Origin of the sequence: Rhodococcus triatomae, from assembly GCF_014217785.1 — a bacterium.
In the GTDB taxonomy this organism is placed as follows: Bacteria; Actinomycetota; Actinomycetes; order Mycobacteriales; family Mycobacteriaceae; genus Rhodococcus_F; species Rhodococcus_F triatomae.
Window position 1 is genome coordinate 3,657,285 of the sequence record NZ_CP048814.1, and the last position, 24,500, is coordinate 3,681,784.

Sequence of the window (24,500 nt, forward strand, 5' to 3'; positions counted from 1 at the left end):
TATCTTAATGTTGGCATGGGGGTCGTCGGACCGATGGAGGACATCTGGTGAAGCAGTACTCTACGTCTCGCTCGTTCCGCTCGTGGCGGTCGCACTCGTCGCGACGCGGACGGCTCCGGCCGGGCCGCACGGGCGGCGTGCTGGTGGCCGTGGCCCTGGCAGTCGCCGGGTGCACCTCCGCCGATCCGGAGCCCGAGGCGCCCACGGGATCGCTCGAGCCGGGCGCCCTGCTCACGTCGGCCGAGCTCTCGGGTGCGGCGGTGCTTCCCTCCGCGGCACGCAACGAACTGGTCACCTATCTGTCCGACGGCGCGGAAGGCGACCCTGTCGTGGTGTCCGGAACCGTCGCGGTTCCGCCCGGATCACCGCCGGAAGGTGGGTGGCCGGTGGTCAGCTGGGCCCACGGAACCACCGGCGTGGCGGACGCCTGCGCCCCGTCCGCCGCCACCGCCGGCGGTCCGATCGCCGACTACGTCACCCTGGTCGGCGACACGCTCGACGCCTGGGTGCGCGCCGGTTTCGTCGTCGTCGCCACCGACTACGAAGGCCTGGGCACGCCGGGCGGCCACCCCTACATGCACGGTGACAGCGCCGCCGCCTCGGTGGTCGACATCGTCCGGGCGGCAAGGCAGCTCGACGATTCCGTCGGCACCGACTGGGTCGTGCTGGGGCACAGTCAAGGCGGGCAGGCCGCGATATTCACGGCGGCGCACGGTAGCGCACGAGCCCCCGAGTTGCAGCTCCGGGGGGCGGTCGCGATGGCCCCGGGCAACGACACCGACCTGATACCGGAACTGACCCGGGCAGGGGATCCACGGATGGCTCCGGGCCTGCCCTTCCTCCCGCTGGTGCTCCTGGGGGCGGAGGCCGCCGATCCGCGGATCGTCCCGGAGGACCTGCTGTCCGATGCGGCGTTGCCGTTGCTCGAGACGGCGCGTTCGGGATGCCTGGCGGCATTGCGCGAGGTGCCGCCGATTCCGGTCACGGAGGTGTTCCAGCCGGACGCCGATCTCGGACCGCTTCTCGAACTCCTCCGAGCCCAGCAACTGTCCACCGTCGTTCCGCAGGTTCCGACCCTGGTCGTGCAGGGGACCGCCGACCAACTCGTCGCGTCGGCGGGCACGGAGGTGGCCGTCGCAGGCCTGTGCGAGTCGGGCGCACCGATGTCCTACCGGACCTACGACGGCGTCGACCACCGCGGCGTGATCGCCGATTCCCTCGGAGACGTCGAGGAGTTCGTGGCGGCCCGGCTCGCGGACGAACCGGCCGGCGCCGGCGCCTGCTGAGCGCTCGGGTCGTCGGTCCGTGACCCAGGGATCACGGGATCACGGGATCACGGGCGGACGCGGTCCCGTCGCAGCGACCAGGCGCCCAGGAGGGTTGCCGCGGCGGCAGCGCCGACGCCACCGCCGATCAGGAACGGCTCGCTCGTCGACCCGGAGGACGTGCCCGCGCCTGCCGCCGTGACCGGGCCGGCGGACGCGGCGTCCGGTGTGATGTCGGAGGAGGTGCCGGGCGCGGCGTCGGCGACGGTGTCCGGCACCGCGGCGAGCTCGGTGACGGGCTCGACCGGCGCGGGCACGTCGAGCGTTCCGACCGAGGTGCCCGCCGGAAGCGCGAAGCCGTAGTCCAGTAGGCGCACGGCCTGAGCCCACGGGCGCAGCGGCTGCACCTCGCCGCCCATCAGTGTGACCTGGAGTGTGCGGCCGTCGCGCTGAGCTGCACCGATGTAGGTGTGCCGTGAGGCATTGGTGAAGCCCGTCTTGCCACCGAGTGCCCCCGGGTACTGGTACAGCATCGTGTTGTCGTTCTTCAGCACGAAGCCGGGGCGGTCGTAGTCGAGCGGGTCCGCCGGGTCCTTCGGATATCCGGGGAAGAAGACCTCGGGAACCGAGACCAGCTCACGGAAGGTGGGATTCTTCATCGCTTCGCGGAAGATCGCCGACAGGTCGTACGGAGAGCTGCTCATGCCCGGACCGTCGAGTCCGGAGGGTGTGGCCGCCCGGGTGTCGAGGGCGCCGAGCGAACGCGCCTTCGCGTTCATCTTCTCCAGGGTCACGTCGACGCCGCCGAGTTCGCGCGCGAGCATGTTGGCGGTGTCGTTCCCCGATGCCATCATCAGGCCCTGCAGGACGGTGTGGATGGAGTAGGTGCCGTGCGGGCCGACGCCGACCCGGCTGCCTTCCATGTCCTCGTCTTCCTGCAAGGCGACAACCGTCTTGTTCAGGTCGAGTTCCTCGAGGGCCACGAGCGCCAGCAGAACCTTGATGGTGCTTGCGGGGCGGTACCGTCCGTGCGCGTCCTGGGCTGCGAGCACCTCGCCGGTGTCGACGTCCGAGACGACCCAGGCGGCGGAGGTGATCTCGGCCGGCAGTGGGGGAGCCCCCTCGGGGAGCACCAGCCCGCAGTTCCCGAGTGCGTCGCCGCCCACCGGGTGTTCGGACACGGGGAGCGGTGCGACCGCGGGTTGACCGGGACGGGGCAGATCCGTCGCGTCACCCGCGGGCGCCGGTGCGACGCGGAACGGACAGGGGTCTGTCTCCGGGGTGAATGCGGGTGGGGTGGCGGGGGTTACTCCCGATGGGGTGGCGGGGGTTACTCCCGATGGGGTGGCGGGGGCGGGCTGCGCGAGGGCTGCGCCGGCTCCGGTCAGGCTGACGAGGACACCGCATGCCGCGGTGGCCGCGGCGGCTCGTAAAGATTTCATATCGATTTCGAGGGTAGGGGCGACCCGCGAACCTGACGAGCGTATGGGCCACTTTGTGGCGAGTGCAATAGCTGGTCGTCGTCCTGGGCACCACGAGAGCCCCATGCGTCCCGGAAGGCCTCGTTCGTCTCGAGGAAGGTGGACTCACCAGGAAACGACAGTGGCCCCGTCGACGAGAGTCGACGGGGCCACCGAGCGGTGGTCACGCAGGATCAGCGCGAGAACATCAGGGCGCGCTTGACCTCTTGGATGGCCTTGGTCACCTGGATGCCGCGAGGGCACGCATCGGTGCAGTTGAAGGTGGTGCGGCAGCGCCACACGCCTTCCTTGTCGTTGAGGATGTCGAGCCGCTCGGCGGCCCCCTCGTCGCGGCTGTCGAAGATGAACCGGTGGGCGTTCACGATCGCGGCCGGCCCGAAGTAGCTGCCGTCGCTCCAGTACACGGGGCACGAGGTGGTACAGCACGCACAGAGGATGCACTTGGTGGTGTCGTCGAACCGGGCGCGATCGTGCGGGCTCTGGATCCGCTCACGGGTGGGCTCGTTGCCGTGGGTGATGAGGAACGGCTTGACGGCGCGGAACGCGTCGAAGAACGGCTCCATGTCGACGACGAGATCCTTCTCGACCGGAAGTCCGCGGATGGGTTCCACGGAGATGGTCACCGGCTTGCCGTCGGCGGGGAGCATGTCCTTCATCAGCAGCTTGCAGGCCAGGCGGTTGACGCCGTTGATCCGCATCGCGTCGGAGCCGCAGATGCCGTGGGCGCAGCTGCGCCGGAACGTCAGCGTCCCGTCCAGATAGCCCTTCACGTACAGGAGCAGGTTCAGCAACCGGTCGGTCGGCAGGGCCGGGACCTGGAAGCTGTCCCAGTGCTGGCCCTGGCCGTCCTCCGGGTTGAACCGGGCGATCTTCAGGGTGACCATGACGGCACCCTCGGGCACGGGCGGCAGGGCGGGTGCTTCTACTTCAAGAGTGGGCGCGGACATCAGTACTTACGCTCCATCGGCTCGTAGCGGGTCTGGACCACCGGCTTGTAGTCGAGACGGATGTCGGAGAGCAAGCCCTCGCCCTCCTTGTAGGCCATCGTGTGCTTCATGTAGTTCGCGTCGTCGCGGTCCGGGAAGTCCTCGCGGGCGTGGCCGCCACGCGATTCCTTACGGTTGAGGGCGCCGACGACGGTCACCTCGGCCATCTCGAGCAGGAACCCGAGTTCGACGGCCTCGAGCAGGTCGCTGTTGTAGCGCTTGCCCTTGTCCTGGACGGTGATGTGGTTGTAGCGCTCCTTGAGGGCGCGCACGTCCTTCAGCGCCTGGGTCAGCCGCTCCTCGGTGCGGAACACCGATGCGTTGTTGTCCATCGACTGCTGGAGCTCGGTGCGGATGTCCGCGACGCGCTCGTTGCCGTGGTCGGAGAGGATGACGTCCAGCCACTCCTCGACCATGCCCTCGGGCTTGTCGGGCATCTCGACGAAGGAGGTGCTGTTGGCGTACTCGGCGGCCGCGATTCCGGCGCGTCGGCCGAAGACGTTGATGTCGAGCAGCGAGTTGGTACCGAGCCGGTTCGCGCCGTGCACGGACACGCAGGCGCACTCGCCCGCGGCGTACAGACCCTTGACGACCTCGTCGTTGTTGCGAAGCACCTCGCCGTTGATCTTGGTCGGGATGCCGCCCATGACGTAGTGGCAGGTCGGGTACACCGGGACCGGCTCGGTGACCGGGTCCACGCCCAGGTAGGTCCGGGAGAACTCCATGATGTCCGGGAGCTTCTCGTCGAGGACTTCCTCGGGGATGTGCGTGACGTCGATGAGGACGTAGTCCTTGTTCGGGCCGGCACCGCGACCCTCCAGCACCTCGAGCACCATCGAGCGGGCGACGATGTCACGCGGTGCCAGGTCCTTGATCGTGGGGGCGTAGCGCTCCATGAACCGTTCGCCGTCGGCGTTGCGGAGGATGCCGCCCTCGCCGCGGACGGCCTCGGAGATGAGGATGCCGAGCCCGGCCAGACCCGTCGGATGGAACTGGTGGAACTCCATGTCCTCGAGCGGCAGGCCCTTGCGGAAGATGATGCCCATGCCGTCACCGGTGAGGGTGTGGGCGTTGGACGTCGTCTTGTACATCCGGCCCGAGCCGCCGGTGGCGAACACGATGGACTTGGCATGGAAGACGTGGATCTCGCCGGTCGCGAGCTCGTAGGCGATGACGCCGGTGGCGACCGGGCCGTCCTCGGTCTCGGTGATGGCGATGTCGAGCGCGTAGAACTCGTTGAAGAACTCGACGTCGTGCTTGACGCAGTTCTGGTAGAGCGTCTGCAGGATCATGTGACCGGTGCGGTCCGCGGCGTAACACGCACGGCGGACCGGGGCCTTGCCGTGGTCACGGGTGTGACCACCGAAACGACGCTGGTCGATCTTGCCTTCGGGCGTGCGGTTGAACGGCAGGCCCATCTTCTCCAGGTCGAGCACCGCGTCGATGGCCTCCTTGGCCATGATCTCGACGGCGTCCTGGTCCGCCAGGTAGTCGCCACCCTTGACCGTGTCGAAGGTGTGCCACTCCCAGTTGTCCTCCTCCACGTTCGCGAGTGCCGCGCACATGCCGCCCTGTGCGGCACCGGTGTGGCTGCGAGTGGGGTAGAGCTTGGTCAGAACCGCGGTGCGCGCCCGGGGGCCGGCCTCGATGGCGGCGCGCATGCCGGCGCCGCCGGCGCCCACGATGACCACGTCATAACGATGTTCCTGCATGAAGTCTGTGCTCCCCTAGCTCGCCGTGATGTTGGGGTCGAAGGTGAAGATGACGTACGTGCCCAGCGCCATGATGAGGATCATCGACACGACCAGCAGCGTGGTCAGCCAGAACCGGGTGGAGTCCTTGCGCGAGTAGTCGGCGATGACCGTCCGCAGGCCGTTGCCACCGTGGAGCTGTGCGAGCCAGAGCATCGACAGGTCCCAGACCTGCCAGAAGGGGCTCGACCATCGGCCTGCGACGAAGGCGAAGTTGATGCGGTGCACACCGTCGTCGAGCATGAGCATGATGAACAGGTGGCCGAGGACCAGGACGATGAGTGCCAGCCCGGAGAAGCGCATGAACAGCCAGGCGTAGAGCTCGAAGTTGCTGCGTGACTTCATCCGCGGGCTGCGCGGGTTGTCGATCGACGCGGGCCGATCGTGGCTCTTCTCGAGGATCTTCGCTTCAGTGCTCATCAGTGCCCCGCAAACATGTTGTAGAAGATGCGGCCTGCGCCCGGGATCATGATCACGAACCAGAGCCCGAGGATGATCCAGAGCATCAGGCGCTGGTACTGCGGGCCCTTGGACCAGAAGTCGACCAGCATCACCCGGATGCCGTTGAGTGCGTGGTACAGCACCGCGCCGAGAAGAGCGATCTCCATCAACCCGACGAGTGGCGTCTTGTACGTGTCGATGATGCGGTCGTACGTGTCCGGATTGACGCGGACCATCGCCGTGTCGAGCACGTGCACGAAGAGGAAGAAGAACGTCAATACGCCTGTGATCCGATGCAGGACCCAGGACCACATACCCGGATCGCCCCGGTAGAGCGACCGGGTGCGCTCCCTGACCGGAGCGGCTTCAGTCGTGCTAGTCATCGAGTGCTGTGCCTCCAACGTCTTTGGTGGACGCGTCGCGCCTGTGCAGCCCCCTGGTAGGTATCTGCATATACCTTCTCGTACCTGGGCTGGGACCCGACGTGATCCTGAACCGACTTCTCTGAACTCTAAACCCATCCGAATCCGCGGAACTAATTCGCCCGGAAGTTCGTACCCGGGCGCGAGAGAGTAGTTAGGTTTGCCTTTCCAACCTGGTAGACCAGGGGAAAGGCCGGTATCTGCATCGGTTCAGGTGTCGTGACAGGATGGGTGACCATGACGGTGATCGATTGGAAACTGTTGCGCGCCAAGGCGCATGATGTGATGCGGCTGGCGTACGCGCCCTATTCGGGATTCCCGGTCGGCGCAGCAGCTCTCACCGACGATGGTCGAGTTGTGAGCGGATGCAATGTGGAAAATGTCTCATACGGGCTGAGCCTGTGCGCCGAATGTGTACTCGTCGGTAACCTCGCCGGCTCCGGTGGCGGTCGACTCGTCGCGCTCACCTGTTGTGACGGCGAGGGCGCGATTCTCATGCCCTGCGGCCGGTGCCGACAGGTACTCCTCGAGCACGGTGGTCCCGACCTCGTCGTCGATCACCCGGCCGGGCCACGTGCGCTGGCGGCCCTGCTCCCCGACGCCTTCGGGCCGGAGCAGGCGGAGGGCCTGCGCCGTGCATGACGCGATATCGATCATCACCGCCAAGCGGGACGGGCGCGAGCTCTCCGGAGCCGAGATCGACTGGGTGATCGAGGCCTTCACCCACGGGATCGTCGCGGACGAGCAGATGGCGGCGCTCGCGATGGCCGTCTACTTCCGCGGTATGACCCGGGCCGAGGTGTCCCGGTGGACGTCGGCCATGGTCGACTCCGGCTCGCGGATGGACTTCACCTGGCTGGACCGGCCCACCGTCGACAAACACTCCACCGGAGGAGTGGGCGACAAGATCACCCTGCCGCTGGCCCCGCTCGTGGCCGCCTGTGGTGCCGCGGTGCCCCAGCTGTCCGGCCGCGGACTCGGTCACACCGGCGGAACGCTCGACAAGCTCGAGGCCGTCCCGGGGTGGCGGGCGGACCTGAGTCGCGCCGAGATGGCGGAGATCCTGGCCGATCCCGCGGTCGGCGCCGTCGTCTGTGCGGCGGGAGCCGACCTGGCACCGGCGGACCGCAGGCTCTACGCGCTGCGGGACGTCACCGGGACGGTGGAGTCGATCCCGCTCATCGCCAGCTCGATCATGAGCAAGAAGATCGCCGAGGGCACCGAAGCGCTGGTCCTCGACGTCAAGGTGGGCGCGGGGGCGTTCATGAAGGACGTGGCCGACGCCAGGGAGCTGGCGAGGACGATGGTCGAGCTCGGTGCGGACGAGGGGGTGCGCACCGTCGCACTGCTCACCGCCATGGACGCCCCTCTCGGACGGACCGCGGGCAATGCGCTCGAGGTGCGCGAGGCGGTCGAGGTACTGGCCGGTGGAGGCCCCGACGACGTCGTGGAGCTCACCCTCGCGCTGGCCCGCGAGATGCTCGCTGCCGTCGGTCTCGACGGTGTGGATCCCGCGGACCGACTCCGTGACGGCAGCGCGATGGACCGGTGGCGGTCGATGATCGCGGCGCAGGGCGGGGATCCCGCGGCGCCGCTGCCTCGTGCCCGGCACACGGACGTCGTCCTCGCCGAGTTCGACGGCGTGGTGGACGGTATCGACGCGCACGGCGTCGGGTTGGCGGCGTGGCGGCTCGGTGCGGGGCGTGCGCGTGCAGGGGAGTCCGTCCAGGCGGCCGCAGGAGTGGAACTCCACGTCGGACTCGGCGACCTGGTGACGGTGGGGACGCCCCTCGCCACGCTGCACACCGACACCCCGGAGAAGTTCGACTACGCGCGCAGGTCCCTCGAGCCGGCGTTCACCGGATCCGCCGAGAGCGCCCGCCGCGCACGGGGCGTGGTCATCGAGCGGATCGGGCCGGTGGAGCGCTAACGTCGTGCCATGACTGGTCCAGCGAACGTACCGGCACCGATTCCCCCGACTCTCGGCGAACTGGGACGGGCGCCCAAGGCGCTGCTGCACGATCACCTCGACGGTGGTCTGCGCCCGGAGACCGTTCTGGACCTGGCGCACGAGACCGGATACACGGGGTTGCCCTGCGACGACGCCACGGAACTCGCGGCCTGGTTCCGTACGGCCGCGGACAGCGGTTCGCTCGAGCGGTATCTCGAGACGTTCGCGCACACCGTCGCGGTGATGCAGACGCCGGTCGGTCTCGAGCGCGTCGCCCGAGAGTGCGCGGTCGACCTCGCCGACGACGGCGTGGTGTACGCGGAGGTGCGCTTCGCCCCCGAGCAGCACCTCGACGCCGGACTCGACCTCGACCGAGTGGTCGACCACGTACTCGAGGGCATGCGGGCGGGGGAGTCGGAGGCGCGTGCGCGGGGCCGGCACATCCGGGTCGGTGTCCTGCTCACCGCGATGCGGCACGCAGCGAGGTCCCGAGAGATCGCCGAACTGGCGGTGCGGTTCCGGGATCGTGGCGTGGTCGGATTCGACATCGCCGGAGCCGAGGCGGGCAACCCACCCAGCCGTCATCTGGACGCGTTCGAGTACATGCGGGACGAGAACGCCCACTTCACGATCCATGCCGGGGAGGCCTTCGGACTTCCCTCCATCCACGAGGCGATCGCGTTCTGCGGCACGGACCGGCTGGGTCACGGAGTGCGGATCACCGACGACATCACGGTGGCCGCCGACGGCTCGGCCTCGCTCGGCCGGCTCGCGAACTACGTGCGAGACAAGCGGATTCCGCTGGAGCTGTGCCCGAGTTCCAACGTGCAGACGGGAGCGGTGGACACGCTGGAGAATCACCCGTTCGACCTGCTCGCCCGTCTGCGGTTCCGGGTCACCGTGAACACCGACAACCGGCTCATGAGCGACACCTCCATGAGCCGCGAGATGCAGCGACTCGCGGAGACGTTCGGCTACGGATGGAGCGACCTCGAGCGTTTCACCATCAACGCGATGAAATCCGCGTTCCTCCCGTTCGACGAGCGACTCGAGATCATCGACGACGTGATCAAGCCGGGCTACGCGGTGCTGCTCGGCTGACCGCTGCTCCGCGGCAGTGGGTCACTCTCGCCTGGGACGATGTCACACCGGTTCGATCTGAACGAACCGGTGTCACATCGTGCCGGCCGGCGATCGGGTCGAGCGGGGCGGACGGCGTGGGTCACCCCTCGACGAGGCGGGCCTCGAAGTCGCGTTCGAGCTCACGCCACGCCTGCGCCTCCGCGTCGTAGGGCGGGTTCGGCGCGAGTCGGGTGGGGTCGGGCTCGAGCAGGAACGACACGTACCAGCCGAGCGGCGTCGACGGCGCGAGCGCCACTTCGACGATGTCCTCGCCCGCGTAGTCCGCGGCGTCGGTGAACAATTCGACCGCGAGGTCCAACTGGTCCGGGTCCACCGCTGTCGGGCCGTCCGCGAGGTCGTCGGCCAGACCGGGCAGCACATAGACGTTCTCGTCGGTGACCTCGACGTCCAGCGAGCCGTCGACGGCAGCGATCCGGATCTGCTCGTAGGTGCTCACCTGCGCCAGATCGTGCTCGTGATGATCCGCCAGGTACCGCGCCAGCGCCCGCTCGGAGCCGAACGCCGTGATCGCCGGGGCACGTCCCAGGAAGATCGCGTCGTCGTCCAGGTAGCACCGGAGCGTGAAGAACGTGCCCTTCGAGGTGATGATCTTGATCGGATCGACGCCGACCTCGGCCCAGAACGAGTCGTCGACCTCCTCGGCGTCGTGGAGGTCCAGATCGAGCGGGACGAACTCGTCCTCGTCGTCGGCATCCGCCGCGTCGTCCACGTCGACGGTGTTCTCGTCCGCGGCGACGATCTCGGCTTCCGCCACGGCGAGGGCATCGGCGTCGACTGCCGGCGTCGCGACGACCCCGTCGATCGCGTCGAGGACGTCGTCCCAGTGCTTGGCGATGGCAGCACCGATCTGGTCCCACAGCTCCTCGCCGTCGCGACCTTCGAAGGTGCGCGCCCCCACCGACAGCGTCTCGAGCACGGGGTTCGCGTCGAAGAAGCCGGTCACCACGTCGAGCTCGCACACCTCGCCGACGTTGCGGACCATCGCCAGGGTGCTCTCCAACTCGTGGACGACGAGGCCTTCCGGCTCCCCGGCAGCCAGCTCGGGCACCCCGACGAGATCGAACTGGAAGGTTTCGTCGGGCTCGAGTTCGACCGCGGAGAGCTTCGCCATCGTCGGCCAGGCCGGATGGTCGACGAGGTCGTTGTCGGTGTTCGTGCGCACGAACGCAGCGAGTTCGGCGACCGACTCGAAACCGTAGAGGTCGTCCTCGTGGCCGAGGAACGCCTCCCACTCGTCGTCGCCCTCGCGCCATCGCGGGGCCCAGAGAGTGAACAGGTCGCCGTCGGTGAGTCCGAGCTCGATCGGGACGATGTCTCCAGCCATGGGCGGAAGCCTATCGACACCGGGGCGAAAGTTATAGCCGGGACCGGTGGGGCCGGAACCCGCCGGCGAGGAGCCGGGCGCGATCAGGGCGACTCGAACCCGTCCTGCAGCCGATTCATGAGTTCCATCCGTTGCTCCGTCGCCAGTCGCGCCGCCTCGCTCACGGTCGCGACGATCAGTGGCCCCAGGGCGCGACTGTCCGTGGTCGCGATCGAGTCGTCCATCCACAGGCCGGTGAGGGTGCCGTTGCCGTCCACCTCGGCGGTGACCGTGTCCTTCTCGTCGGAGGCGCGGGCACGGAGGCGACCGAGGCCGTCGAGGGCGTCCTCGAGCAGCCCGATCTTCTCCTGCGCACGAGCGACGATCGCGTCCATCTCGTTGCCGCTCATACCGGCCTCATCCAGCTCGAGGGGCCGGCTTCTTCCTCGTCCTCCGCGTACTGCGCGTCGGCCACCTGCGCGCGGGTCGGCAGACCGAGCTTGTCGAGCACGTCGGCGGGCATGCCGTCCCTGGCGAGCTGGTCTCGCCGGCGGGCACCGGCTTCCATCGCGGAGCGACGGCACAGTTTCAGGATCTCGTCGGCCAGGCGTTGCCCGCCGTAGCGGAGTTCACTCTGGTCGATGCGCAGATCGAGGGGCAGACCCTGCTCGGTGGTGCGCACCGTGATGGTGCCGGAACGGTTGCTCACTGCTGCCGCGGCGCCCGCCGCGGTGGGAGGTGGTGTGGGTGGGAACATGCTTCCTGTCATTCCGTCGGACGGTAGAAGCCCTTGAAGGCCATGCCGCTGTTCGAGGTTCGGATGGGGCCGGTCTGGACGGGATCGCCTGCTTCGACGAGCTGACCGTTCCCGATGACCATGGCGACGTGGCCGTCCCAGATGGCGAGATCGCCGGGCATGAGGCTGTCCGGGTCCACCGCCGTCCCGACATTCTGCTCCTGCGCGAGACGGGGAATACCCACTCCGGCTTCGCCGTAGGCCCACTGGGTCAGGCCGCTGCAGTCGAGGCCCTGTCCGGGGTTGGTGCCGCCCCACACGTAAGGCACGCCCTGCTGGGTGAGTGCATTGCGGACGGCGTCTGCGGCGGCCTGGTTCGGTGCGACGGCAGTGGAGCCGTCGGGGAGTACGACCTCGACGCCTTCGCCCTGGAATCCGCTGTCGGTACGGCCGCCCGGGGAGGTCGTCCCCCCGGTGCCGAGCCCGCCCGCGGTGGCGGTGCGGGTGCCGCCGCCACCGGCGATCGAGGAGGCCGGGGCGAACAGGCTCGACATCGATCCGCCGGCGGACTGGGCGACGGTCGACGCCGCCTGGGCGACCGAGCCGGGGCCGGCCGCTGCGGCGGTGGTGGCCGCGGCGGGTGCCGTCGCTGCCGCGGCGGCGGGATCGGTGGGGGCTGCCGGCGTGTCCTCGGCGGGAGTGAGTGCGACCATCTGCGCGGTGTACTGATCGAGTTCCGCGCGCACTCGGGCGACCACTGCCGTCGCGCGGCCCAGGTGGTCGACCGCCGCCGAGATGATCATCGCCAGGCCAGGTGGGGTGGCCAGAACCGGCCCCGCGGCCGCCGCGAGGGAGAGGAAGGACTGCAGGATTCCCTCGAGCTCCACCATTCCGGCTCGGACGATCTCGGAGGCCTCCGCGACGACCGTGGCCATGTCGTTGCCGCGGTCGGAGATCCGGCCGGCCGAGCGCTGGGCCTCCTCGGTCTTGACGATGGCGGCGGTGCCCCCGTCACCGCGCCAGTCGCTGTAGACGGTCGAGATCCCGGCGCGGCCGGTGTCGTGGACGGAGTCGATCGTCGTGGAGGTGGCGCGCAGTGCGTCGGTGGGGCCGCCGCCGGGAAGGACACCGGAGCCGAAGGTGCCGAGCAGGTCCAGGATCGGGCGGGCGAGCAGGTCGATGGGAATCATCAGGCCAGCCCCGCTCCGGCCGAGCCCAGGGCCGCGGTGTTGCCGGCCTCGGTGCCGTCGTAGTCGGCCGCGCTTCCGATCGCGGCGGCGCTGATACCGGCGAGCACCCCGGACAGTCGTTCTATCGAGGCGAGGTGCGCGGCGTGGGCGGCCGCGAAGGCGGCCAGGAAATCTCCCCCGACGAGACCGAACACCGGGCCCAGCAACATCGGCCCGGACGCCGCGGCGCCGAGCCCGGCAGCGTGCAACTCGGCCGACATCGCCGCAGTCGTCGCACCGAACGCCGCGATGCTCGCGGTCTCCGCGTGTAGCTGTTCCATGATCGTCCCCCCAGGGTCTGAACGTACGGTCACTCTATTGGACGCGCGCGCGTCCCTCCCGGTTCCCCCGCCCGTAGGTTCGGTGCGTCGGACTGCGCGTGGGCCCCCACTATTCTGCGTGCATGAACACGAACGTGGTCGATCATCCGCTCGCGGCGGCCCTGCTGACAACGATGCGTGACGTGCGCAGCGACAATGCCACATTTCGCGCGGCGTTGCGAAGCCTGACCCACATGCTGGTGTACGAGGCCATGCGGGACGCGCCGGTGGAGGTCTTCGACGTGGACACCCCCGTCGCGACCACCGCGGGTACGCGCCTGGCAAATCCTCCGCTACTGGTGCCGGTGCTGCGGGCCGGACTGGGCATGGTGGAGCAGGCGAGCGCGCTCCTCCCACAGGCCCGGGTCGGGTTCGTGGGCATCGCCCGGGACGAGTCGACGCACCAGCCCGTGCCCTACCTCGAGTCGCTACCCGAGGATCTGTCCCGGTTTCCCGTATATGTGCTCGATCCGATGCTCGCGACGGGCGGTTCGATGGTGCACACGATCGATCTGCTCGTCGCCCGCGGCGCGACCGACATCACGGCCGTGTGCGTGGTCGCGGCGCCCGAGGGGGTGGCGGCCCTGAGGGCGTCCGGGCATCCGGTCCGGTTGATCACCGCGAGTATCGACGAGGGGCTCAACGAGGACGCGTACATCGTTCCGGGGCTCGGTGATGCGGGAGATCGCCAATTCGGGCCGCGCTGACGGTCAGAGGGTTTCGGCGAAGGCTCGGAGGTGGTCGAGGCGCTCCCGGGCCCGGGAGCGGGCAGGTCCGAGGTCGTCGCGTCCGGCCACCGGTTCGACGACCTCGAGATAGCACTTGAGCTTCGGCTCGGTGCCGGACGGGCGTACCACGACGCGGATCGAGCGCCCTTCGAACACGAGCGCGTCGGTGCGCCGAGGTTCGGGCAGGTCGAGGAGGTCGTCCACCGTGACCGGCTCCCCGGCGAGTTCGGTGGGCAGGTCGGCGCGTAGCCGGTCGGTCAGTGCGGTGAGGTCGGCGGGGAGCGTCACCCGCAACGACACCTGGTCACCCGCGTGCAGGCCGAACTCCACGGCGAGATCGTCGAGAACGTCGAGGAGGGTGCGCCCGTCGGCGGCCAATCGAGCCACCAGATCAGCGGCGACGACCGCAGCGGAGATCCCGTCCTTGTCCCGGACGTGGTCCGGATCGACGCAGTGGCCGATGGCTTCCTCGTACGCGTAGACGAGCCCGTCACCGGCGCGGGTGAGCCACTTGAAGCCGGTGAGGGTGCGGGCGCTGCGGGCGCCGCGAGCAGCAGCGAGCTCGTTCAGCAGTGTCGACGACACGATCGTCGTCGCGACCAGTGCTCCGGGAGGGGACGAGGCGAGGATCTGATTGCCCAGCAGCACGCCGGTCTCGTCGCCGCGGAGCATGCGCCAGCCGTCGGGGGTGGGCACGCCGAGCGCGCACCGATCGGCGTCGGGGTCGAGAGCGATCGCCAGATCCGCGCCCACGGATCGGGCGAGGTCGAGCAGGGCGTCCGTCGCGCCGGGTTCCTCCGGATTCGGGAAGGAGACGGACGGGAAGTCCGGGTCCGGGTCGTGCTGGGCGGTCACGGTGTGCACGTCGTTGAAGCCGGCTCGGGCGAGGGCGGCCGTCGCCGTGGCGCCGCCGACCCCGTGCAGCGCCGTGAGCGCGATCCGGATGTCGCGCCGTTCCCCGGTCGGCAGTCCGCCGACACGATCGAGGTAGGCCTCGACGAGTTCGTCGCCGGACGGAGTGACGGGCGTCCGGGGGATGTCGGCCGCAGGCGCTGCCGCGGCGATCCGCGCCTCGATCTCGCGGTCGGCGGGGGAGACGAGCTGGGCTCCACCGGACAGGTACACCTTGTAGCCGTTGTCCTGCGCCGGGTTGTGTGAGGCCGTGATCTGGACGCCGCCGACCGCGCCCAGACGGCGTACGGCGAAGGCCACCACCGGTGTGGGCAGCGGCCGCGGGAGGAACACGACCCGGAATCCGGCGGCGGCGAGCACCTCGGCGGCGGCTCGCGCGAACTCGGCCGAGCCGTGCCGGGCGTCGCGGCCGACCACTACGGTTCCTCCGCCCTGGCCCCGTTCGGTCAGCCAGGCGGCGAGCCCGGCGGTGGCCCGGACGACGACGGCGACGTTCATACCGTTCGGCCCGGCCCGGACCGGTCCGCGCAGTCCGGCGGTTCCGAAGGTGAGTGGGCCGCGGAAGCGTTCGGCCACCTCTTCGGCGGGCAGTGCTGCCAGTTCGGCACGAGTGACCGGGTCGGGATCGGCGGCGATCCACGCCGCGAGCGCGTCCGCGGCCGTCACAGCAACTCCACCACGTCGCGCAGCAGAGCCCCCATCCGCGCGGCGGAGGCCTTGCCCGCGGCGAGCACCTCCTGGTGATCGAGGTGCTCGCCGGTGATTCCGGCGGCCAGGTTCGTCACCAGCGACACCGCGAGGACTTCCGCTCCGAGCGCCCGCGCGGCGATGGTCTCGTGCACCGTGGACATGCCGACGAGATCGGCACCGAGGGTGCGGAGCATCCGGATCTCGGCGGGTGTCTCGTAGTGCGGCCCGGGCAGGCCGGCGTACACACCCTCGTCCAGGTCGGGGTCGATCGAGCGGGCCAGGGCGCGCAGGCGCGGTGAGTAGGCGTCGACCAGATCGACGAACTCGGCACCGACGAGGGGGGAGCGAGCGGTGAGGTTCAGGTGGTCGCTGACGAGCACGGGCTGCCCGACGGCGTAACCGTCCCGGATTCCGCCCGCGGCGTTCGTGAGAATCACCGTGCGTGCACCGCACGCGACGGCGGTACGGATCGGGTGCACGACCGTGGCGAGGTCGTGGCCTTCGTAGGCGTGGGTGCGGCCGAGGAACAGCAGGATCCGCTCGTCCCCGACCCGGACCGAACGGACACTGCCCGCGTGGCCCAGCGCCGAGGGCGGGGCGAACCCCGGGAGGTCGCTCATCGGAACGGTGGCGAGTGGTTCGCCGAACGCGTCCGCGGCCGCCTGCCAGCCGGAGCCGAGGACGACGGCGACGGAATGCTCGGGTGTGTCGGTGAGGGCGGCCAGACTGGCGGCCGCGGCATCTGGCTTTCCCATGACGCGTTAGTCTTCCATCCATGCCCTATCTCGATCGCGACGGCGACGTATTCGTGCTCCACCTCGGCAACAAGGACGAGACGGACAACGAGAACCGCTTTCACCCCGACTGGATCCTGGCCGTGCACGCACTGCTCGACGAGGTGGAGTCCCACGAAGGGCCCGCGGCCCTGGTGACCACCGCGACCGGCAAGTTCTACACCAACGGGCTCGACACCACGTGGGTGTTCTCCAACGTCGACAAGCTGCCGAGCTACCTCGACTCGGTGCACACGATCTACAGCCGGCTCCTCGCGTTCCCGATGACCACCGTCGCCGCGGTACAGGGCCACGCGTTCGGGGCCGGTGCGATGCTCGCGTCGGCGCACGACTTCCGGGTCATGCGTGGCGACCGCGGCTTCTACTGCCTGCCGGAGGTGACGTTGAACATGCCGTTCACCGTGGGCATGTCCGCCCTGGTCACCGGCCGACTGCCCAAGCAGACCGCCGTGGAGGCCATGGTGACGGGCCGCCGGTACGGCGGCGGGGACGCCCTGGCTGCCGGAATCGTCGACGAAACCGCCGACGGGGACGGCGTTCTCGCGGCCGCGGTGGCGCGTGCCGCCGCGGCGACGAGCACGCGAGGACCCAACCTCGCGGGCATCAAGCGGGGTATCCACGGCGACACCCTGGAAGCCCTCGCGACGGCCACCGACGAGGCCAACTTTCGATTCGGCTGACACTCGAGTGAGACAATGAGCTCGTGAATCCGGACCCCGCAGCCGCCGCGTCGTCGATCGTGGCGTCGATCGAGTCGGATCTCACGGCTCTGTCGCACGCGATACACGCCGAACCGGAGCTGGCCTTCGAAGAGGTTCGCAGTGCGGCCAAGATCACGGATCTGCTGGTCGGTCACGGATTCGAGGTGGAGACCGGTGTCGCGGGGCTTCCCACCGCGTTCGACGCGCGGTTCGGTTCCGGTGACCTCGAGATCGCCGTCCTCGCCGAGTACGACGCACTACCCGGTATCGGCCACGCGTGTGGCCACAACATCATCGCGGCAGCGGCGGCCGGTGCCGGTGTCGCTCTCGCGGCGGTCGCCGACACGCTCGGACTGACCGTTCGTGTCCTCGGGACACCCGCGGAGGAGACCGGCGGTGGCAAGGTGCTGATGCTCGAACGCGGGGTCTTCGATTCCGTGGCTGCGGCGGTGATGGTGCATCCGGGCCCCATCGACATCACCGGGGCGACGTCACTGGCGCTGGCCGACATCGCGGTCGAGTTCACCGGCCGCGAGGCGCACGCCTCGGCGGCACCGGAGTTCGGGCGCAACGCGGCCGACGCCGCCACCGTCGCCCAGGTGGCGGTGGGTCTACTGCGTCAGCATCTGCTGCCGGGGCAGCAGATCCACGGCATCGTCAGCGACGGTGGGAGCGCCCCGAACATCGTTCCGGCGCGTGCGGAGATGCTCTACTACCTGCGGGCGAACACGTCGTCCTCGTTGGCGGATCTCGGTGGTCGGGCGGAGGCGTGTTTCGCGGCGGGCGCGCTGGCCACCGGGTGCTCGCACCGGGTGCGCACGGTGTCCCCGACGTACACCGAGCTCACCCCGGACCCGTGGCTCGTGCGTGCCTACCGCGAGGAGATCGTCGAACTGGGACGCGAACCGTTGCCTGCGGAATGGGAGACGGCGCGTCCGCTGGGGAGCACCGACATGGGCAACGTCACGAACGTACTGCCCGGAATCCATCCCGTCATCGGGCTGGACTCGGGTGGCGCGGTCACCCACCAGCCGGAGTTCGCCGCCGCATGCGTCACGGCGTCGGCCGACCGGGCAGTGATCGACGGAGCGACGGCGATGGCGCGCACCGTGATCCGCGCCGCCGCGGACCGGACACAGCGGGACCGCCTGCTGGAAGGAGTGGAGAGTCGGTGAACGCCGTCGTCGACAGGTGGATTCGTGATCATTCGGAGGAGTTGATCGCCTGGCGCCGTCACCTGCACGCCAACCCCGAGCTGGCCCGCCACGAGTACGCCACCACCGAGTTCGTCGCCACCCGACTTGCCGCGGCCGGACTCGAGCCGCGACTGCTGCCCGGCGGCACCGGACTGACCTGTGATCTCGGGCCCACCGACCGGCCGCGGATCGCCCTGCGGGCGGACATGGACGCGCTCCCCATGCAGGAACTGACCGGCGCCACCTACGGATCCACTGTTGCCGGGGTCTCGCACGCGTGCGGTCACGACGCACACACGACCATTCTCCTCGCCACCGGCCTGGCACTCGCCGAGGTCGACGAACTCCCGGTCGGGGTCCGGCTGATCTTCCAGCCGGCCGAGGAGGTCATGCCGGGCGGCGCGCTCGACGTGGTGGCCGCCGGGCGTCTCGAGGGCGTGTCCAGAATATTTGCGGTGCACTGTGATCCACGACTCGAGGCGGGCAAGGTCGGCGTGCGGGTCGGCGCGATCACCTCGGCTGCCGACACGGTGGAGGTCATCCTGGATTCGCCCGGCGGGCACACGTCCCGGCCCCACCTGACCACCGACCTCATCTACGCGATGGGTACGGTGATCACCGGTCTGCCCGGGCTGTTGAGCCGCAGGATCGACCCACGCACGGGGACGGTGATGGTGTGGGGAGCCGTCCAGGCCGGCCAGGCTCCCAACGCGATCCCGCGGACCGGGATGATGACGGGCACGGTGCGGACCGGTGACCACGAGACGTGGAGCCTGCTCGAGCCGCTGGTCCGGGAAGTCGTGCACGGCCTGCTCGCACCGACCGGCGTGCGCTACCAGCTCGACTACCGGCGCGGTGTGCCGCCGGTGGTCAACGACGAGGTGTCCACGCGGATGTTCGAGGACGCCATCCGCAGCCTCGGCCCCGACGCGCTCTCGGACACCCCGCAGTCCGGCGGGGGAGAGGACTTCTCCTGGTACCTCGAGGAGGTGCCGGGTGCAATGGCCAGGCTGGGAGTGTGGTCGGGACGCGGCGAGCAACTCGACATACACCAGCCCACTTTCGATCTCGACGAACGCGCGCTGGCGGTCGGAGTCCGGGTGTTCACGACGCTCGTTCTCGGCGCCGGGTGAGCGACGCTCCGTCACGAACCCCACCACTGCTCCGCATCGCGACCCTCACGTCGCGACATCTCACCTCCCGCCATCTCACGGGGTGAGGCTCCTCACCGCGCCGGCGACACCGATCGTGTTCCTCCGCACCGCGTCGGCGGCGTGTGCGAGAGCATAGGTTGACGGGCGCGCAACCTCGCGTATCGGACGCCGAAACAACGAGCGCGCACCATCGTCCCGGCGGTGAGGTCCACCGGGAAGGGCGGGAAAGCAGCACGATGGCAATCGATTTCGCGGCGCGTAAGGCGCTTGCCGACGGTACCCCGACGTTCCGGCCCGGGCGGTGGATCGATCACTGGGATCCCGAGAACGACAAGCAGTGGCACACGGTCGGCAAGTTCATCGCCCGGCGAAACCTGATCCTGTCCATGGTGACGGAGTTCCTCGGCTTCGCCATGCTCGCACTCTGGGGCATCGTCGTCCCCCAGCTGAACAGTGCCGGATTCGACTTCACCTCCGACCAGTTGTTCTGGCTGATCGCGCTCCCCGGGCTCACCGGCGCCGTCATGCGTTTCGCGTACACGTTCACCGTCCCGATCTTCGGCGGACGGAACTGGACGGTGATCTCCGCGCTCCTGCTGCTGTTGCCGAGCGTGGGGCTGGTGTTCGCGGTGAACAACCCGGACACGTCCTTCCCGGTGATGCTCGCGGTCGCCTCCCTCGCGGGCCTCGGTGGCGGAAACTTCACGTCCTCGATGGTCAACATCTCGTTCTTCTACCCGCAGCGGGAGAAGGGCAAGGCGCTCGGGATCAACGCGGCAGGCGGCAATCTCGGTACCGCCTGGGTGCAGTTCACCGTCCCGCTGGTGATCGTCGGGGGTGCCGGGCTCGCCCTCGACCGGGCGGGCCTGATCTTCGTACCGCTGTGCGTCCTCGCAGCGATTCTCGCCTGGCGCTACATGGACAACCTCAGCTGCGCCACCTCGGACGGCAAGAGTCTGATGATGGCCGTACGCAACCCGCACACCTGGATCATCTCGGTGCTCTACATCGGTACGTTCGGCTCGTTCATCGGCTACGCCAACACCTTCCCGACGCTGCTGAAATCGGAGTTCCCGGAGATCACCGCGAACATCGTGTTCCTCGGTGCGCTGACCGGGGCCCTGCTGCGCCCACTGGGCGGGATCGCTGCCGACCGATTCGGTGGCGCGCGGGTCACGGTCTTCGCGTTCGCCGTCATGGCACTGGGTGTCGTCGGCCTGCTCCGCACGCTCGAATCGGGTTCGTTCGCACTGTTCCTCGCGACGTTCCTGGTGCTGTTCGGTGCGGCAGGGGTCGGCAACGGCTCGACGTACCGGATGATCCCTGCCGTGTTCCAGATGGGCAGGGACACCCCGGAGGGCGCGGCGGTGGGTCGTCGTCTCGCGAGTGGCTGTATCGGCATCGCCGGCGCGATCGGCGCGCTGGGCGGATTCTTCATTCCGCGGGTGTTCGCGGGTCTGGGTATCGAGGGTGGTTTCCAGGCGTTCCTGGTCACCTATCTGGTGATGATGGTGGCGGTGTGGGCGATCTACCAGCGTAGGAACTCTGCGCTGGCCACCGTGCGCATCTGACCGCCGTCCCGTCCTGTCTCGTCCCGCGCCGTCCCTCCCCGTCCCGCCCGTCCTACTCCCTCGCCGCCCTCTCCGCCCTTCGCCCCTCGAGGGTGAAGGTGGCCTTAGGCTCGTCAGACCGGTCGAATGGTCCCTTCACCCAGGCGGGGGCCGGTATCAGTCGGTGCCGGGGCCCACGTTCCGGCTGTTGCGGGTCCGCAGCGCACGCACGTAGTCGGCAGGAGCTCCCGCGATCTCGGCGGCCTCGGCCATGACCCCGAGGTACCGGGCCGAGGGAAGGCCGCCCTCGTACGCGTCGAGCACATAGAGCCAGGCGAGTACGGATCCGCCGCCCGTGGTGTCGATGCGCACCCGGATCTTGCGGTGGATCCCCAGTTCGGATCCTTCCCAGCGGTCGAGGCTCCGCTCGTCCTCCTCCGGGACGTCGTAGAGGACGACGAACACCCGGGAGTCCGGGTCCTCGACCACCGTGGCCAGTGCGCCCTCCCAGCCGATGTCGCCACCGCTGAAGGTCAGTCGCCAGCCCTCCAGCCAGCCGGTCCCCGCCGTCGGCGAGTGCGGACAGCGCTGCAGCATCTGCTCCGGGTGCATGTTGGACCCGTAGGCGGCGTAGATCGACACGGCGCAAGCCTAATCTGTGCCGAGTAATCTGATCCACGCAGTGGGGCACGAGACCCGCTGTGTTCGTCGCGCGCGCCGGTGGGAACAATCGGTACGCGCACGTCGGCCGAACCCGGCCGGCGGCGAGACAGGGTCGGCGACGCCGCCCCGCACGGATATCGGGTCGGCGACGCCGCCCCGATATCGACAACAGGCCGGCGAACCCGGCCGACATCGACCACCGGCCGGCACCCCCGGCCGACATCGACATGGAGGACAGATGACCCGGATCGTGATCATTGGTGGCGGACCAGCCGGATACGAGGCGGCGCTCGTCGCCGCCCAGCACGGAGCCTCCGTCACGGTGATCGACGCGGATGGAATCGGTGGCGCGTGCGTGCTGTTCGACTGCGTTCCCTCGAAGACGTTCATCGCGTCCACCGGTGTGCGTACCGACATGCGCCGGGCCAGTGATCTGGGTATCGCGCTCGATCCGTCGCAGGCCACCATCTCGCTTCCGCAGATCCATTCACGGGTCAAGTCGCTGGCCAAGGCGCAGTCGTCCGACATCCGTGCGCGTCTGCAGACCGTCGGCGTCGAACTGCTCTCCGGTACCGGGGAACTCATCGACCCGCTGCTCGGAATGGCGGCACACCAGGTCCGGGCCACGCTCGCGAACGGCGAGCAGCGCACGGTGGACGCCGACGTCGTCCTCATCGCCACCGGCGCCAGCCCGCGGGTGCTTCCCGGCGCGATGCCCGACGGCGAACGTATTCTCACCTGGCGTCAGCTCTACGACCTCGAAGAACTGCCGACGCACCTCGTGGTGGTGGGGTCCGGCGTCACCGGTGCCGAGTTCGTCTCGGCGTACACCGAGATGGGCGTGAAGGTCACCCTCGTGTCCAGCCGGGACCGGGTGCTGCCGGGAGAGGACGCGGACGCGGCGCTGGTGCTCGAGGACGTGCTCGCCGAACGTGGCGTGGAGCTGGTCAAGCATGCTCGCGCCGATGCCGTCGATCGCACGGACGACGGGATCGTCGTGAAGCTGTCCGACGGCCGCACCGTCGAGGGCAGCCATGCACTGATGACGGTCGGGTCCGTGCCCAACACCTCGGGGCTGGGCCTCGACAAGGTCGGGATCGAACTGGACAAGGGTGGCTACATGCGGGTCGACCGGGTGTCGCGGACAGCGGTCCCCGGAATCTATGCCGCAGGTGACTGCACCGGCCTGCTGCCGCTCGCCTCGGTCGCGGCGATGCAGGGGCGGATCGCGATGTACCACGCGCTCGGCGAGGGTGTCAGCCCGATCAAACTGAAAACCGTTGCGTCCGCAGTCTTCACACGCCCCGAGATCGCGACGGTCGGTGTCAGTCAGGTGGCCATCGACAATGGCGAGGTCCCCGCGCGCACCGTCATGCTTCCGCTCAACACCAATCCCAGGGCGAAGATGTCGGGGGTTCGCCGCGGTTTCGTGAAGATTTTCTGTCGTCCCGCGACGGGCGTGGTGATCGGTGGCGTCGTCGTCGCTCCCAACGGGTCGGAGCTGATCCTGCCGCTCGCCATCGCGGTCCAGAACAACCTCACCGTCAATGACCTGGCCGCCACTTTCTCGGTGTATCCCTCGATGACCGGGTCGATCACCGAGGCAGCGCGCCAGCTGATGCGTCACGACGACCTCGACTGAGCCCGCCATCCGGTGGAAAGCCAGGTGTCTCATCGGGTGGGAATATCGTTTCGGATAGTGGACTCCGTGGGTACCATCGGGTGCCAGGCTGCCGACACACCTCGGCGCCGTTCGGCGCTCTCCCGCCCCGTTGACCCAGGACGGCCAGGGTGTTTTCCTCCATCGCCTCGTCCTGGGAGTTCGTATGTCCGGTTCCGCATCCTCCGCCGTCACGCCACGGGCACTGTCGCGCAGGTCGCGCGGCGTGCGCGGCTCCGCCATCCGTGACCTGCTCACACTCACCGCACGGTCCGACGTCATCAGTCTGGCGGGTGGATTGCCCGCCCCGGAGTTCATCCCCGGCGACCGGATCGCCGAGCAGGCCCGTGCGGCGCTCGCGGTTCCCGGCTCGGTGCAGTATGCCGAGACCACCGGCCTCCGGGAACTGAGAGGCGTCCTCGCCCACCGCGAGAGCGGGCGGATCGGGCGGCCGGTCGACCAGGCGGACATCGTCGTCACCCACGGATCGCAGCAGGCACTGAGTCTGTCGGCCCAGGTCCTGCTCGACCCCGGCGACACCGTGGTCGTCGAGGCTCCCGCGTACACCGGGGCGTTGCAGGCGTTCCAGGCTGCACAGGCGCGAGTGCACACCGTGCCGCTGGACGACGAGGGCATGGTCACCGAGGAACTACGACGGCTCCTCGAGTCCGGCTTGCGTCCCGCAGTGGTGCACACCGTGAGCAACTTCCACAATCCGCGGGGCGTGGTCCTCGGTGAGTCCCGGCGGCACGAACTCGCGGCCCTCGCGGAACGCTACGGATTCTGGGTGATCGAGGACGACCCCTACGGAGACCTGTGGTTCGACGCCGCGCCACCGCCCCCGGTGGCGGCGCTGTCGGACCGAGTCCTGCGGCTCTCGAGTGCCTCGAAGATCCTGGCTCCCGCGTTGCGAGTCGGCTGGCTGCACGGCGACAGGGAGGTCTGTCGCGCCGTCGAGTTGCTCAAGCAGGGCGCCGACCTGTGCGGATCGGCTCTGACGCACCGGATCGCGGCCGGTCTGCTGGCCGACGACGCCTGGATGACCGCGCACGTCGACGCACTGCGATCCGGCTACGGATCGCGCGCACGGGCACTCGTGGGCGCGCTCGACGACGCCTTCGGTGACACCCTGACGCTGTCCGACGTGCGCGGCGGCATGTTCTGCTGGGCGAGCGTGGCCGGTAGTGCGGGGGCGGAAACCGACACCGCCCGACTGCTCGATTCCGCACTGGTCGAGGGAGTCGCGTTCGTTCCCGGCGCGGCGTTCGGTACGGGCGAGCAGGATCTGTCGTCGTCGATGCGCCTGTGCTTCGCGACCTATGGCGAGGACGTGCTCACCGAGGCGGTGGCGCGGCTGCGGCGTGCGGTCGACCGTCACGGATGAAACATACTGTGAGGTAGAAACTTTCAGGCCGTGACATGCG

At 69.2% G+C, this 24,500-nt stretch carries 24 protein-coding genes; 11 read left to right on the plus strand and 13 right to left on the minus strand.

Going from position 1 to position 24,500, the window contains the following annotated elements; translation table 11 throughout:
- Positions 1 to 137: 137 nt before the first annotated feature.
- Positions 138 to 1,286, plus strand: coding sequence for a lipase family protein (locus tag G4H71_RS17430; protein ID WP_072736579.1), 1,149 nt, complete (start codon positions 138 to 140; stop codon positions 1,284 to 1,286).
- Positions 1,287 to 1,333: 47 nt separating this feature from the next.
- Here the strand turns inward: G4H71_RS17430 and G4H71_RS17435 are convergent, their stop codons facing one another.
- The 5 genes from G4H71_RS17435 to sdhC form a co-directional block, all read right to left on the minus strand.
- Positions 1,334 to 2,707, minus strand: coding sequence for a D-alanyl-D-alanine carboxypeptidase family protein (locus G4H71_RS17435; protein WP_072736578.1), 1,374 nt, complete (start codon positions 2,705 to 2,707; stop codon positions 1,334 to 1,336).
- A 212-nt stretch (positions 2,708 to 2,919) separates the two neighbouring features.
- On the minus strand, positions 2,920 to 3,693 hold the full coding sequence (locus G4H71_RS17440; protein ID WP_072736577.1) for a succinate dehydrogenase iron-sulfur subunit: 774 nt from the start codon (positions 3,691 to 3,693) through the stop codon (positions 2,920 to 2,922).
- Positions 3,693 to 5,444, minus strand: coding sequence for a succinate dehydrogenase flavoprotein subunit (sdhA, locus tag G4H71_RS17445; protein ID WP_072736576.1), 1,752 nt, complete (start codon positions 5,442 to 5,444; stop codon positions 3,693 to 3,695). Before sdhA ends, G4H71_RS17440 begins: the two co-directional genes overlap by 1 nt.
- 15 nt (positions 5,445 to 5,459) lie before the next feature.
- Positions 5,460 to 5,903 carry a succinate dehydrogenase hydrophobic membrane anchor subunit gene (locus G4H71_RS17450; RefSeq protein WP_072736575.1) on the minus strand — a complete coding sequence of 148 codons (444 nt, stop codon included), beginning with the start codon at positions 5,901 to 5,903 and terminating at the stop codon, positions 5,460 to 5,462.
- A complete protein-coding gene (sdhC, locus tag G4H71_RS17455; protein ID WP_371842137.1) occupies positions 5,903 to 6,238 on the minus strand; it encodes a succinate dehydrogenase, cytochrome b556 subunit in 336 nt (111 codons plus the stop codon). Before sdhC ends, G4H71_RS17450 begins: the two co-directional genes overlap by 1 nt.
- 345 nt (positions 6,239 to 6,583) lie before the next feature.
- On the opposite strand from sdhC, the gene G4H71_RS17460 reads away from it, so the two are divergent.
- Genes G4H71_RS17460 through G4H71_RS17470 form a run of 3 tightly spaced genes read left to right on the plus strand, consistent with a single transcriptional unit; the run spans position 6,584 to position 9,398 of the window.
- The gene (locus G4H71_RS17460; protein WP_072736573.1) at positions 6,584 to 6,988 is read left to right on the plus strand and encodes a cytidine deaminase; all 405 of its coding nucleotides are present in this window, start codon (positions 6,584 to 6,586) and stop codon (positions 6,986 to 6,988) included.
- Positions 6,981 to 8,276 carry a thymidine phosphorylase gene (locus G4H71_RS17465; RefSeq protein ID WP_072736572.1) on the plus strand — a complete coding sequence of 432 codons (1,296 nt, stop codon included), beginning with the start codon at positions 6,981 to 6,983 and terminating at the stop codon, positions 8,274 to 8,276. The genes G4H71_RS17460 and G4H71_RS17465 overlap by 8 nt, the downstream gene beginning before the upstream one ends.
- 9 nt (positions 8,277 to 8,285) lie before the next feature.
- Positions 8,286 to 9,398: an adenosine deaminase gene (locus G4H71_RS17470; RefSeq protein ID WP_072736571.1), complete on the plus strand. Its 1,113-nt coding sequence runs from the start codon at positions 8,286 to 8,288 to the stop codon at positions 9,396 to 9,398.
- 121 nt (positions 9,399 to 9,519) lie between these two features.
- On the opposite strand, the gene G4H71_RS17475 is transcribed toward G4H71_RS17470, so the two are convergent.
- The 5 genes from G4H71_RS17475 to G4H71_RS17495 all read right to left on the minus strand — a co-directional run bounded on the left by G4H71_RS17475 (position 9,520) and on the right by G4H71_RS17495 (position 12,989).
- Positions 9,520 to 10,764 (minus strand): SatS C-terminal domain-containing protein, encoded by a 1,245-nt coding sequence (locus tag G4H71_RS17475; RefSeq protein ID WP_072736570.1) that lies wholly within the window; start codon positions 10,762 to 10,764, stop codon positions 9,520 to 9,522.
- Between the two features lie 83 nt (positions 10,765 to 10,847).
- A complete protein-coding gene (locus G4H71_RS17480; protein ID WP_072736569.1) occupies positions 10,848 to 11,153 on the minus strand; it encodes a YbaB/EbfC family nucleoid-associated protein in 306 nt (101 codons plus the stop codon).
- Positions 11,150 to 11,500 (minus strand): hypothetical protein, encoded by a 351-nt coding sequence (locus G4H71_RS17485; protein ID WP_072736568.1) that lies wholly within the window; start codon positions 11,498 to 11,500, stop codon positions 11,150 to 11,152. The genes G4H71_RS17480 and G4H71_RS17485 overlap by 4 nt, the downstream gene beginning before the upstream one ends.
- A gap of 8 nt (positions 11,501 to 11,508) precedes the next feature.
- Positions 11,509 to 12,669, minus strand: a complete 1,161-nt coding sequence (locus G4H71_RS17490; RefSeq protein ID WP_072736567.1) for a C40 family peptidase — start codon at positions 12,667 to 12,669, stop codon at positions 11,509 to 11,511.
- On the minus strand, positions 12,669 to 12,989 hold the full coding sequence (locus tag G4H71_RS17495; RefSeq protein WP_072736566.1) for a type VII secretion target: 321 nt from the start codon (positions 12,987 to 12,989) through the stop codon (positions 12,669 to 12,671). Before G4H71_RS17495 ends, G4H71_RS17490 begins: the two co-directional genes overlap by 1 nt.
- 122 nt (positions 12,990 to 13,111) lie before the next feature.
- Here G4H71_RS17495 and upp point away from each other — a divergent pair, with 122 nt between their 5' ends.
- Positions 13,112 to 13,735 (plus strand): uracil phosphoribosyltransferase, encoded by a 624-nt coding sequence (upp, locus tag G4H71_RS17500; protein WP_072736565.1) that lies wholly within the window; start codon positions 13,112 to 13,114, stop codon positions 13,733 to 13,735.
- A 3-nt stretch (positions 13,736 to 13,738) separates the two neighbouring features.
- On the opposite strand, the gene G4H71_RS17505 is transcribed toward upp, so the two are convergent.
- Positions 13,739 to 15,334: a phospho-sugar mutase gene (locus G4H71_RS17505; RefSeq protein WP_072736564.1), complete on the minus strand. Its 1,596-nt coding sequence runs from the start codon at positions 15,332 to 15,334 to the stop codon at positions 13,739 to 13,741.
- Entirely contained in the window at positions 15,331 to 16,113 is a 783-nt protein-coding gene (locus G4H71_RS17510; protein WP_072736563.1) for a purine-nucleoside phosphorylase, read from the minus strand. The genes G4H71_RS17505 and G4H71_RS17510 overlap by 4 nt, the downstream gene beginning before the upstream one ends.
- A gap of 20 nt (positions 16,114 to 16,133) precedes the next feature.
- Here G4H71_RS17510 and G4H71_RS17515 point away from each other — a divergent pair, with 20 nt between their 5' ends.
- From G4H71_RS17515 to G4H71_RS17530, 4 genes are all read left to right on the plus strand, one after another.
- The gene (locus G4H71_RS17515; RefSeq protein WP_072736562.1) at positions 16,134 to 16,832 is read left to right on the plus strand and encodes an enoyl-CoA hydratase/isomerase family protein; all 699 of its coding nucleotides are present in this window, start codon (positions 16,134 to 16,136) and stop codon (positions 16,830 to 16,832) included.
- Positions 16,833 to 16,855: 23 nt separating this feature from the next.
- Complete coding sequence (locus G4H71_RS17520) at positions 16,856 to 18,028, plus strand: M20 family metallopeptidase (protein ID WP_083342944.1); 1,173 nt, start codon at positions 16,856 to 16,858, stop codon at positions 18,026 to 18,028.
- Positions 18,025 to 19,182, plus strand: coding sequence for a M20 family metallopeptidase (locus G4H71_RS17525; protein ID WP_072736561.1), 1,158 nt, complete (start codon positions 18,025 to 18,027; stop codon positions 19,180 to 19,182). The genes G4H71_RS17520 and G4H71_RS17525 overlap by 4 nt, the downstream gene beginning before the upstream one ends.
- 257 nt (positions 19,183 to 19,439) lie before the next feature.
- A complete protein-coding gene (locus G4H71_RS17530; RefSeq protein WP_072736560.1) occupies positions 19,440 to 20,774 on the plus strand; it encodes an MFS transporter in 1,335 nt (444 codons plus the stop codon).
- 156 nt (positions 20,775 to 20,930) lie between these two features.
- Here the strand turns inward: G4H71_RS17530 and G4H71_RS17535 are convergent, their stop codons facing one another.
- Positions 20,931 to 21,395 carry a gamma-glutamylcyclotransferase family protein gene (locus G4H71_RS17535; RefSeq protein ID WP_072736559.1) on the minus strand — a complete coding sequence of 155 codons (465 nt, stop codon included), beginning with the start codon at positions 21,393 to 21,395 and terminating at the stop codon, positions 20,931 to 20,933.
- A 259-nt stretch (positions 21,396 to 21,654) separates the two neighbouring features.
- Between G4H71_RS17535 and G4H71_RS17540 the strand changes: the two genes are divergently transcribed.
- Both G4H71_RS17540 and G4H71_RS17545 read left to right on the plus strand, forming a co-directional pair.
- The gene (locus tag G4H71_RS17540; RefSeq protein ID WP_072736558.1) at positions 21,655 to 23,058 is read left to right on the plus strand and encodes an NAD(P)H-quinone dehydrogenase; all 1,404 of its coding nucleotides are present in this window, start codon (positions 21,655 to 21,657) and stop codon (positions 23,056 to 23,058) included.
- A 184-nt stretch (positions 23,059 to 23,242) separates the two neighbouring features.
- Positions 23,243 to 24,460, plus strand: a complete 1,218-nt coding sequence (locus G4H71_RS17545) for an aminotransferase-like domain-containing protein (protein WP_072736557.1) — start codon at positions 23,243 to 23,245, stop codon at positions 24,458 to 24,460.
- Positions 24,461 to 24,500: the final 40 nt, after the last annotated feature.

Bases quoted from the DNA above. Each gene is read 5' to 3' on its own strand.
- G4H71_RS17530 (WP_072736560.1), top strand. From the start codon at position 19,440: ATGGCAATCGATTTCGCGGCGCGTAAGGCGCTTGCCGACGGTACCCCG.
- G4H71_RS17480 (WP_072736569.1), bottom strand. From the start codon at position 11,153: ATGAGCGGCAACGAGATGGACGCGATCGTCGCTCGTGCGCAGGAGAAG.
- G4H71_RS17460 (WP_072736573.1), top strand. From the start codon at position 6,584: ATGACGGTGATCGATTGGAAACTGTTGCGCGCCAAGGCGCATGATGTG.
- G4H71_RS17470 (WP_072736571.1), top strand. From the start codon at position 8,286: ATGACTGGTCCAGCGAACGTACCGGCACCGATTCCCCCGACTCTCGGC.
- G4H71_RS17475 (WP_072736570.1), bottom strand. From the start codon at position 10,764: ATGGCTGGAGACATCGTCCCGATCGAGCTCGGACTCACCGACGGCGAC.
- sdhC (WP_371842137.1), bottom strand. From the start codon at position 6,238: ATGTGGTCCTGGGTCCTGCATCGGATCACAGGCGTATTGACGTTCTTC.
- G4H71_RS17485 (WP_072736568.1), bottom strand. From the start codon at position 11,500: ATGTTCCCACCCACACCACCTCCCACCGCGGCGGGCGCCGCGGCAGCA.
- G4H71_RS17540 (WP_072736558.1), top strand. From the start codon at position 21,655: ATGACCCGGATCGTGATCATTGGTGGCGGACCAGCCGGATACGAGGCG.
- G4H71_RS17450 (WP_072736575.1), bottom strand. From the start codon at position 5,903: ATGAGCACTGAAGCGAAGATCCTCGAGAAGAGCCACGATCGGCCCGCG.
- G4H71_RS17490 (WP_072736567.1), bottom strand. From the start codon at position 12,669: ATGATTCCCATCGACCTGCTCGCCCGCCCGATCCTGGACCTGCTCGGC.
- sdhA (WP_072736576.1), bottom strand. From the start codon at position 5,444: ATGCAGGAACATCGTTATGACGTGGTCATCGTGGGCGCCGGCGGCGCC.
- G4H71_RS17510 (WP_072736563.1), bottom strand. From the start codon at position 16,113: ATGGGAAAGCCAGATGCCGCGGCCGCCAGTCTGGCCGCCCTCACCGAC.
- G4H71_RS17515 (WP_072736562.1), top strand. From the start codon at position 16,134: ATGCCCTATCTCGATCGCGACGGCGACGTATTCGTGCTCCACCTCGGC.
- upp (WP_072736565.1), top strand. From the start codon at position 13,112: ATGAACACGAACGTGGTCGATCATCCGCTCGCGGCGGCCCTGCTGACA.
- G4H71_RS17545 (WP_072736557.1), top strand. From the start codon at position 23,243: ATGTCCGGTTCCGCATCCTCCGCCGTCACGCCACGGGCACTGTCGCGC.
- G4H71_RS17440 (WP_072736577.1), bottom strand. From the start codon at position 3,693: ATGTCCGCGCCCACTCTTGAAGTAGAAGCACCCGCCCTGCCGCCCGTG.
- G4H71_RS17495 (WP_072736566.1), bottom strand. From the start codon at position 12,989: ATGGAACAGCTACACGCGGAGACCGCGAGCATCGCGGCGTTCGGTGCG.
- G4H71_RS17435 (WP_072736578.1), bottom strand. From the start codon at position 2,707: ATGAAATCTTTACGAGCCGCCGCGGCCACCGCGGCATGCGGTGTCCTC.